Below are 3,577 nucleotides of genomic sequence, written 5' to 3'. Positions count from 1 at the left end.
GCCGCGATCGCGGGCTGCGCGCGCCCCAGCCGCTCGGCGATCGCCGCGCCGAGCCCGCGCGCCACCTCGCCGCGCGCCCCGTCGCCCACGCGCCGCCCGTCGACCTCGGTCACCGGCATCACGTCTGCGGTCGTGCTGGCGACCATGACCTCGTCGGCGCGCGCCAGTTCGTCGACGGTGCACGCCGCCTCGCGCACCGGGATCCCGAGCTCGCGCGCCAGCTCCAGCACGACGGCGCGCGTGACCCCCGGCAGGATGCGCGGCGTCAGCGGGTGCGTGCGCAGCACGCCGTCGAGCACCGCCAGCACGCTCGTCTGCGCCCCCTCGGTGACGACGCCGTCGCGCACGAACACCGCCTCGAACGCCCCCGCCTCGGCGGCCGCCTGCTTGGCCAGCACGTTGGGGAGCAGGTTGATCGACTTGATCTCGCACCGCGCCCACCGCTCGTCGGGGCGCGTGATCACCGACGCGCCGCGCGCCCGCAGCGCGTCGGGCGGCAGGAGCGGGCTCGCGCTGGCGAACACCGTCGGCGGCGTCCCGGCGGCCGGGAACTGGTGCGTGCGGGGCGCGGCGCCGCGCGTCACCTGGAAGTAGACCATCGCCTCCCCGGCCGTCAGCCCGTTGGCGGCCAGCAGCCGCTGCCACACGTTCGGCAGGACGGCGAGCGCCGCGTCGTCGAACGGGAGGCGGAGGGCGGCGACGCCGTCGCGCAGCCGCGCGAGGTGGCGGTCGACCTCGAACAGCCGGCCGTGCACGGCGCGCGTGACCTCGTACACGCCGTCGCCGAACAGGAAGCCGCGGTCGTCCACCGGGAGGCGCGCCTCGGCCTTGGGCAGGAAGGCGCCGTCGAGATAGACCAGCATCGGGGCGGGGGCTGGGTGGGGGGCTCTGCGGGAGGAACGATACACCCGGCGGCGGCTGTTCGCGTGTCGTCGAAGGGAGGGTGGTCCCTTGCCGCGGCCCGGGCCCCCGGCCAACGTGCCCGCGTCCCCGGCCGTAGGGCCGGATGTCCGTCACCCGCACCCGAGAGGCCCGTCCGTGCCCACCACCCGGCGCGACTTCCTCAGGACCGGCACCGTCCTCGGCGGCGCGCTCGGCGCCGGCCTGGGAAGCCAGCTGATCCCCGACCTCGCCGCCGCCGCCCCGTCCGCGCCGGCGCCCGCCCGCCGCCCGGTCGAGCGCGCGGCCAAGCCGCTGCGCATGCTCATCCTCGGCGGCACCGGCTTCATCGGCCCGCACCAGGTGGAGTACGCGCAGGCGCGCGGCCACACGGTCACGCTGTTCAACCGCGGGCGCACCAACCCGGGGCTCTTCCCGAACGTCGAGAAGCTGCAGGGCGACCGCGCCGCCGGCGACTACAAGTCGCTCGCCGGGCGCGAGTTCGACGTCGTGATCGACAACCCGACGATGTACCCGCGCTGGGTGCGCGAGGCCGGCACCGCGCTCAAGGGGCGCGCCAAGCAGTTCGTCTTCGTCTCGACGCTGTCGGTCTACGCGGCCAACGACACGCCGTGGGCCGACGAGACGGCCGCCGTCGCCAAGACCGACACCCCGACCGACGAGGACCCGCAGAAGCGCGGGCAGCTCTACGGCCCGCTCAAGGCGCTGTCGGAGCAGGAGGCGGAGAAGGCGTTCCCCGGGAAGGCGACCATCATCCGCCCCGGCCTGATCGTCGGCCCGGGCGACCTGACCGACCGCTTCACCTACTGGCCGGTGCGCGTGCGCAAGGGCGGCGAGATCCTCGCCCCCGGCACGCCGCTCGACACGGTGCAGGTGATCGACGCCCGCGACCTCTCCGAGTTCATCATCCGGTGCGCCGAGGACGGCGTGGTCGGGACCTACAACGCCACCGGCCCGCGCTCGCCGCTGACGATGGGCGAGATGCTCGGCGCGATGCGCGCGCTGGTCCCGAACAGCGACGCGCAGTTCGTGTGGGGCGACGTCGACTTCCTGGCCGAGCAGAAGGTGCGCGGCTGGAGCGACATGCCGGTGTGGCTGCCGCCGCGCGGCGCGACGGCCGGCTTCACGCGGCGCAGCGTCCGGAAGGCGCTCGACAAGGGGCTCACCTTCCGCCCGCTCGCCGACACGATCCGCGACACGCTGGCCTTCTACGACCAGCAGACCGAGGAGCGCAAGGCGCAGCTCCGCGCCGGCATCGCCGCGGCGCGCGAGCAGGAGGTGCTGACCGCGCTCAAGGCCAAACAGAAGGCGTGAGCGCGGGAGGGGGCGCGCACCGCCTGCTGCGGCGGCTGGTCGAGGTCGAGCCGCACGAGGTGCGCGCCACGCTGCTGGCGTGCGCGTACTTCTTCTGCTCGCTCTCCAGCTGGTTCGTGCTGCGCCCCGTCCGCGACGAGATCGCGGTGGCCGCCGGCGTGCGCAACCTGCCGTGGCTCTTCCTCGGCACGCTGGTGGTCACGCTCGTCGCCAACGCGCTGTACGCCACGATGGTCGCGCGGCTGGCGGTACGCCGCTTCCTGTTCCTCACCTACCAGGCGCTGGCGGCGTGCCTGGTGGGGTTCTGGCTCACCTGGGGCGGCGGCGGCGACGCCGTGTGGAGCGGGCGCTTCTTCTTCGCCTGGACCACGATGTTCGCCGTCCTCGTGCCGTCGGTGTTCTGGTCGGTGATGGCCGACGCGTTCCGCAGCGCGCAGGCGAAGCGCCTGTTCGGCTTCATCGCCGTCGGCGGCACGCTCGGCTCGATCGCCGGCTCGGCGGCCACCGCGCTGCTGGCGCGCCGCCTCGGGACGGTGAACCTGCTCCTCGTCTCGATCGCGCTGCTGGAGGCGGCGGCGCTGCTGGCGGCGGCGTTCTACCACGTGGCGCGCCGCGACGCGGTCACCGCCCCCGGCGCCGACGCCCCGCCGAGCGAGGCGGCGGAGATCGGCGGCAGCGCGTGGGCCGGCGCGACGCGCGTGTTCGGCAACCGCTACCTGCTCGGCATCGCCGCCTTCATCCTGCTCTACAACTTCGGCGGCACGGTGCTGTACTTCGCGCAGACCGAGGTGGTCGGCGCGGCGTACGCCGGGCGCGAGGCGCGCACCGAGGTCCTGGCGCGCGTCGAGTTCTGGGTGCAGCTGCTCACCGCGCTCACGCAGGCGTTCCTCACCGGGCGCGTCATCCGCTGGCTCGGCCTCGCCGTCACGCTGGCGCTCATGCCCGCGCTCTCGGTGCTCGGCTTCGCCCTCATCGGCGTGTCGGGGTGGGGGCTGGTGCCGGCGCTGTGGGCGGTGCTCGGGCTCACGATCCTGCGCCGCGCGTCGAACTTCGCCCTCACCAACCCGGCGATGGAGGCGCTGTTCACCGTCGTCAGCCGCGAGGACAAGTACAAGGCGAAGGTGTTCATCGAGACCTTCGTCTACCGCGCCGCCGACCAGCTCGCGGCGTGGAGCTACGCCGGGCTGGCGCTGCTCGGGCTGGGGATCGTCGGCATCTCGTGGGTCACGGTGCCGCTCAGCCTCGTCTTCCTCGGGCTGGGCCTCTGGCTCGGGCGGCGGCAGCGCGCGCTGGCGGCCGACGACGGGCAGCGCCCCGCCGGCCCCGCGCCCCGGCTGGACGCGCCGGCGGTCACGGCGGCGGG

3 protein-coding genes are annotated in these 3,577 nt (G+C 74.8%); 2 read left to right on the top strand and 1 reads right to left on the bottom strand.

Annotation, left to right across the window (positions count from 1 at the left end; all coding sequences use genetic code 11):
• A partial coding sequence (locus PYV61_RS22600; RefSeq protein ID WP_275835931.1) for an aminotransferase class IV occupies positions 1-863 on the bottom strand: 863 nt, incomplete at its 3' end.
• Between the two features lie 175 nt (positions 864-1,038).
• On the opposite strand from PYV61_RS22600, the gene PYV61_RS22595 reads away from it, so the two are divergent.
• Positions 1,039-2,214 carry an NAD-dependent epimerase/dehydratase family protein gene (locus PYV61_RS22595; RefSeq protein ID WP_275835930.1) on the top strand — a complete coding sequence of 392 codons (1,176 nt, stop codon included), beginning with the start codon at positions 1,039-1,041 and terminating at the stop codon, positions 2,212-2,214.
• Positions 2,211-3,577: hypothetical protein (locus PYV61_RS22590; RefSeq protein ID WP_275835929.1), on the top strand; the 1,367-nt coding region annotated here is incomplete at its 3' end. The genes PYV61_RS22595 and PYV61_RS22590, both read left to right, overlap by 4 nt.

This window comes from Roseisolibacter sp. H3M3-2, assembly GCF_029211165.1.
Classification (GTDB): domain Bacteria; phylum Gemmatimonadota; class Gemmatimonadetes; order Gemmatimonadales; family Gemmatimonadaceae; genus Roseisolibacter.
This window is presented reverse-complemented; position numbering and strand designations above follow the sequence as displayed.